The sequence below is a fragment of the Stenomitos frigidus ULC18 genome (assembly GCF_003003795.1).
In the GTDB taxonomy this organism is placed as follows: Bacteria; Cyanobacteriota; Cyanobacteriia; order Leptolyngbyales; family Leptolyngbyaceae; genus Stenomitos; species Stenomitos frigidus_A.
The window spans coordinates 1-5,327 of record NZ_PVWK01000065.1; the positions used below are offsets into that span (position 1 = coordinate 1).

The window sequence follows — 5,327 nt, forward strand, 5'->3', positions numbered from 1 at the left end:
CGTCATTCAATTGAAGGCAAGGGAATCCTTCTCAACTTTACCCCCTTGTGACCCGTCAACAATTAATTGACAGACCACTAGTCAACGCCCCATAATCAGTGCTGGAGTCATCACGAAGCATCATTACAAGCCTGGGTACTGCTACGTAGGCTTCTTGACCAACTTGACCTAACGCGTAAGCAGCACTAGCGCGTACCTCAGCGCGATCGCTTTTAAGAGCTTGAGAAAGGGCAGGAACTGCTTGAGCACCACACTTCACCAGTGCATCGAAATCAGCATTAGTCAAATTTGCAGTGCCTAATTTTGATACATACCGCTCAACATCAGCATCTGCACACACTTTCGTCTCTCCATTCCCATTTGTCCTATCACGCGAAAGAGGAGTGACTTCAGACCGAGTAGGCTCAGGTTGTTTCGGCTGAACAACCTGGGCAAAGACAGATGTAGCGACAGCTAAGGAGATACCAGCAGCCATAGTGCAGCATGCAGGAGTAAAAAAGATCTTAGTTTGCTGCTTAATTTTGGGCACAAACAATCCTCAAAGGAGGGCTAAACAAGCATTGATGACTGAGATACAGCTTTAGTAGACCTGTTGGGAAATAAGGGATAATAACCCACCGTTGCCTAATGTTCTACCCATGCTGAATCTAGACCGCATTCTTCAAAGTGACCGACTGATGCGGGCAATGACAGGACTTAACCGCAAAGCCTTTGAGGCACTCTTGCCTGGTTTTACAGAGACCGATCAGCGCAGTCAGATCAAAGCGGCTGTAGAGCGCCAACGTGCGCCTGGAGGGGGACGAAAGGCAACTTTACGGACAAGTCGGAAGAAGCTGTTTTACATCCTGTTGTACTGTAAAGGCTATCCCACCTTTGATTTGATGAGTGTCTTGTTTGGCTTTGACCGTGCCTGTGCTTGGGACTGGGTACAGGGATTGCTGCCACTTTTGGAGCAGACTTTGGGAGCCAAACAGGCTTTACCAGCACGCAAGTTGCGGAGCCTGGAGGCCTTTCTGGAACGCTTTCCCGATGTCAACGCGGTCATTCTAGAGGGCACGGAACGTCCGGTACAGCGACCGAAAGACTCAGAAAAACAGAAGGAGCCTTACTCCGGCAAAAAGAAACGCCACACCCGCAAACAGATCACTGGCAGCACGCGCCAAAAACGGGTCATCATTCTGACCAAAGCCAGACCTGGAACAGTGCCTGACAAGCGGCAGTTGGATGAGGAGCACTGGGTCGGTGACCTCCCTGATGCCATTGCTGTGGAGGGGGCTTTAGGCTTTCAAGGCTTGCAGAACGAGTTGGTCAACGTTCACCTACCGCATCAAAAGCCGAGGGGGAAAGCGTGGAGTGAGCAACAAAAGCCAGAGAATCGAGCGTTTAGTCGGCAGCGAGTCAAGTGTGTAGCTTGCTTCCCGTAGGGTACATGCTCATGCTGGCATCAAGCGATACAACGCAGTAACAGCGGTTTACAGGAATCGTGTGACTGATTTTGATGACGGCTTAAGGTTGAACGCCGCAGGTCTATGGCACTTCTACTTGGATGCGGCATAGATTAGTAGAGGATGTCTACAATCCTGTTGAGTAGCTGGTTTTATTTTCCAACAAGTCTAGTAGACAGAGCATCCTCTAGGAACCATTTTCTATAAACCTCAGCTTAATCCGGTTATTGTAGTTAAATTTCACTTTTTACAGGATGTTTATACTTATAACCTTGTATCGGGAATACACTTTGCCTGCTGGGACTAAACAGCCTTTCAACAAAGAAGCTTTCAGCCTCTAAACGTTAACTTTACAGGCTACTCTACCGTTTTTCTCGGACGAGCAGACCGTATCAACTTTATTTGATACGGGTCAGCATCCTTCTGCCACACTACCCGATGCCCCTTCAACTCTGCACAGTGGTCTTCGAGACATTTCTGCCAACCTCGCCGCTCACTGATCTGCTGCCAATCCTCCAGCAACCCCCAATCCTTCTCCTGCCGATTCAGCTTGGCAAACTTCTCGTAGAGTGGATAATCCGACAGCACCAGCAAATCCTTCTGGTGGAGCACGGGTGGATTGTCCTCTGGGTCATAGTCGCGATCGCTGACGTGTAAATCCCGTAGGTCAACCTGCATACTCGTGTAAAGGGCAGGATGGGGATCAGCGTCAAACTCTGGGTAAACCAGATAAGAGATTTTGGGTTTGCCGCAATGGAACTTGATCACGTTTGCCTCTTCAGGACGACCGTTGCTTGCCATGCGAAGCATGTTCGTGCGAGAGGCGCAACCTTCATAAAGGCGCAACAGTGGATCGAGGGCTTCGATTACAGAGACATGTACCCAAAGCGAATGCGGCAGTTTCTTGCCAACGGCACTGGCATGGCAACGGGCACCCATAATTTCGAGCTTGCCGATGCTCAACAGCATCAGATCTGCGGCTGTACAGGCTTGCTGATAGCCACCAAAGAGCGCTTTGATATCGTTCTGTACGACAGAGGAAAATTCTTGTAGTTTGGGACGGCGACTGAAGTGACTGAGGGCAAGATAACCCAGCAAATCCTGACGGCGTTTGTCGGCGATCGCATCCCACTCTTGAGCATTTGTTGCCTGCAACACCACCTGAAAGGCTCTGCGAAGCGTCCCAAATTCTGTTTGCAGTGAGGCGAAGGCTTGAGTTTCTTCAGCAGTGGGCAAGCGTCCGCGATCGCTGACGAACACCATGAGAGGAGCCAAGAGTTCCTTATACGCCTCAAAGCGTTGGACGCTGGCTTTAACTCTCGGTGTAGTGGTGCGCGATCGAAAGCGCGAAGCCCGGAAACTCTGCGCCTGCATCTCATCCCGAAACACGAAGTAGATACCCAACGCCACTGGAATCGCATCGACTGCCAAAACCTGATCGATGTAGACCTTCAGTTCTTCTTGCTCATAGTTCTTCTGAAACGTATTGCGGCGCGTAATCACACCATCGCCATAGATGACCGTGCCGCGAATGCGGTCCTCAATCAGAACCTGTGCTGAGACAATAAGCACTCTCTGGGTTAGCGCCCAGGCATTGACCAGTGCTTCTCGCCGTTCTACTGGGTCTTCGATCACATTGATGACGTAGCCCAGATTGACCACATCGGCAGCAACACGAGGAGTATCAGGTTGATAGTGGGGGTCCCAGCCAGAGCCGTCAAACCCCTGTTCAGCCATGCGTTGCACATCGCCGCCATGCCCACAGCCATAGTCAAAGAACGTGGTGCCTGTTGTGAATAGCCCTGCTTCCAGTGCTGATCGCATAGGTTTAGAAAGCGCGGTCCGCACCAGAGCCGCTTTGTGTCGATCGATCTTGGGTGGAGTGCGATTCGACGAAGCCCTCAGCGGGCAAGCTAGCCGATGACCGGTCCGCACCAGAGCCGCTTTGTGTCGATCGATCTTGGGTGGAGTGCGATTCGACGAAGCCCTCAGCGGGCAAGCTAGCCGATGACCATGCAGTTCAACGTGGTGGGCTGCCAAGCGCTGCTGCCAGCCAAAACGGGTGCCAAGCTCACGCGAGTTGTTCAGTAGACCCAGACGATCCTGCTGGCGTGTCAATGCGGCAAATTCGCTGTAGTGGGGATGGCTGGGCGCAATAAAGTTCTCTTTGCGATGGAGTACGGGTGGATTGTCGGTATCCCGATAATCACGACTGCTCACCAGCCCTGTACTCAGGTCTACTTGGATACTTTGCTCAAGGGCGGGATGCGGGTCAATCTCGCAGTCTGGGTAGAGCAAATAGGAGATTTTGGGTTGAGCGGTGCTGAATTTAATCAGCGTTGGTGCGATCGGCTCTTGCAGATAGCGGCGAGCCAATTGCTCATAGGTTTGCAGCGTTGAGTCAAGGCTTGGCAGGGCGGAAATGTGAATATAAAAAGCACCCAAGAGCCGCTTACCGATCGAGCTTCGATCACAGCACGCTACCATGTCAGCGAATTGCTGCTCGATTGTTTTGGAAGCGCCCGTTGCCAGTTCGACACGTTCCATCCTGCTTACCCAGCCGCTTAAAACCAGCATAGGGCATTGGTCTAAACAAGGCAGAGAGAAAGTGTTTCAGTATGTTTATACTAAAGCCAGGTGATCAAGTTTACCTGGTGTCCAAAAAGCCACCGCTACTCTCCTAGCCACTAAACCTGGTGTAGGATTCAAGATCTCTGCTATGGTTAGGAGCCACTGAGAAGATAAGAGCGCCAGCGATGAGAACTCTGAGCTTGTTTGAAGAGGAGCGCCTGACGCTGCCGAAAAGCATTGAGCTATCGGTCGAATCGTTGCGTCACTATGGTTCCTTCTACAAGCATTGGGCGATCGCGTTCTCTGGTGGTAAAGACTCAGCCGCGACCGCCACACTTGTCGCTCATCTACTTGAAACAGAGCAGATTCCCAAGCCCGAAAGCCTGACGATTCTTTATGCCGACACTCGCCAGGAATTGCCGCCACTACACACGAGTGCGCTCAATATCTTGGCTGCCTTGCGTGATCGGCTCCAGCCCCTCTTTAACGAAGGCTGTTTGGCAACGCGTGTCGTGCCGCCCGACCTCGATCATCGCTATTTTGTCTACATGCTGGGTCGAGGTGTGCCGCCGCCTTCCAACACCTTTCGCTGGTGTACGCCTAAGCTGAAAGTGATGAGCATGGAGCGGGAACTGGAAGCATTACGCCAGGCGCGGGGCGAAAAGTTTCTGATGCTGACGGGCGTGCGGATTGGCGAAAGTGCTGCTCGCGATCAGCGCATTGCGGTTAGCTGCACGAAAGATGGCGGTGAATGTGGGCAGGGCTGGTTTCAGCATTCGTCTTCGGGGGCGATCGCGGATAAGCTGGCTCCGATCGTTCATTGGCGGGTCTGCCATGTCTGGGATTGGTTGCTTCAGGCAGACTTAGAGCTTGGCTTCCCAACGTTAGAGATTGCGAAGGTCTATGGGCAGGATGTCAGTGATGGGGAAGAACCGATCAATGCCAGAACGGGTTGTATTGGCTGTCCCCTTGTACAGAGAGATGCGGCGCTCGATCGTGTTATCGCTCAACCAGAGTGGGCATACCTGAAACCCTTGGCAAAACTAAGACCGTTATATTGGGAAGTCAAAAAGCCGCAGTATCGCCATCGCAAGCATGGAGAGGTCAACAAGGATGGCTCTCTATCAGCCAAACAGAATCGCTAAGTACACGTCACCATAAAAGGGGTACGGAAATCAACTTGCCTTGGCGCGAGTTGATTTAGGGTCGTATTTTGCCATTATTTTTGCGACTGACTTGGTTGTCCAATGAAAGGGGTGAGCATACACATTCCACTCGGCAATGAATGCTTGCAGACGTTCTGCCAAAGCC

General features: G+C 51.8%; 4 protein-coding genes. 2 read left to right on the plus strand and 2 right to left on the minus strand.

What is annotated here, in order from left to right:
- Nucleotides 1–55: 55 nt before the first annotated feature.
- Nucleotides 56–529 carry a HEAT repeat domain-containing protein gene (locus tag C7B82_RS12240; protein WP_106256576.1) on the minus strand — a complete coding sequence of 158 codons (474 nt, stop codon included), beginning with the start codon at nucleotides 527–529 and terminating at the stop codon, nucleotides 56–58.
- A 109-nt stretch (nucleotides 530–638) separates the two neighbouring features.
- Here C7B82_RS12240 and C7B82_RS12245 point away from each other — a divergent pair, with 109 nt between their 5' ends.
- Nucleotides 639–1,424, plus strand: a complete 786-nt coding sequence (locus tag C7B82_RS12245) for a transposase family protein (RefSeq protein WP_245939850.1) — start codon at nucleotides 639–641, stop codon at nucleotides 1,422–1,424.
- A gap of 378 nt (nucleotides 1,425–1,802) precedes the next feature.
- Here the strand turns inward: C7B82_RS12245 and C7B82_RS12250 are convergent, their stop codons facing one another.
- Nucleotides 1,803–3,992 carry a DNA phosphorothioation-associated putative methyltransferase gene (locus C7B82_RS12250; protein WP_106256578.1) on the minus strand — a complete coding sequence of 730 codons (2,190 nt, stop codon included), beginning with the start codon at nucleotides 3,990–3,992 and terminating at the stop codon, nucleotides 1,803–1,805.
- A 209-nt stretch (nucleotides 3,993–4,201) separates the two neighbouring features.
- Between C7B82_RS12250 and C7B82_RS12255 the strand changes: the two genes are divergently transcribed.
- Nucleotides 4,202–5,161: a phosphoadenosine phosphosulfate reductase domain-containing protein gene (locus C7B82_RS12255; RefSeq protein WP_106256577.1), complete on the plus strand. Its 960-nt coding sequence runs from the start codon at nucleotides 4,202–4,204 to the stop codon at nucleotides 5,159–5,161.
- Nucleotides 5,162–5,327 lie beyond the last annotated feature (166 nt).

Coding starts and splice junctions, on each gene's coding strand:
- C7B82_RS12255 (WP_106256577.1), top strand. CDS start 4,202: ATGAGAACTCTGAGCTTGTTTGAAGAGGAGCGCCTGACGCTGCCGAAA.
- C7B82_RS12250 (WP_106256578.1), bottom strand. CDS start 3,992: ATGGAACGTGTCGAACTGGCAACGGGCGCTTCCAAAACAATCGAGCAG.
- C7B82_RS12245 (WP_245939850.1), top strand. CDS start 639: ATGCTGAATCTAGACCGCATTCTTCAAAGTGACCGACTGATGCGGGCA.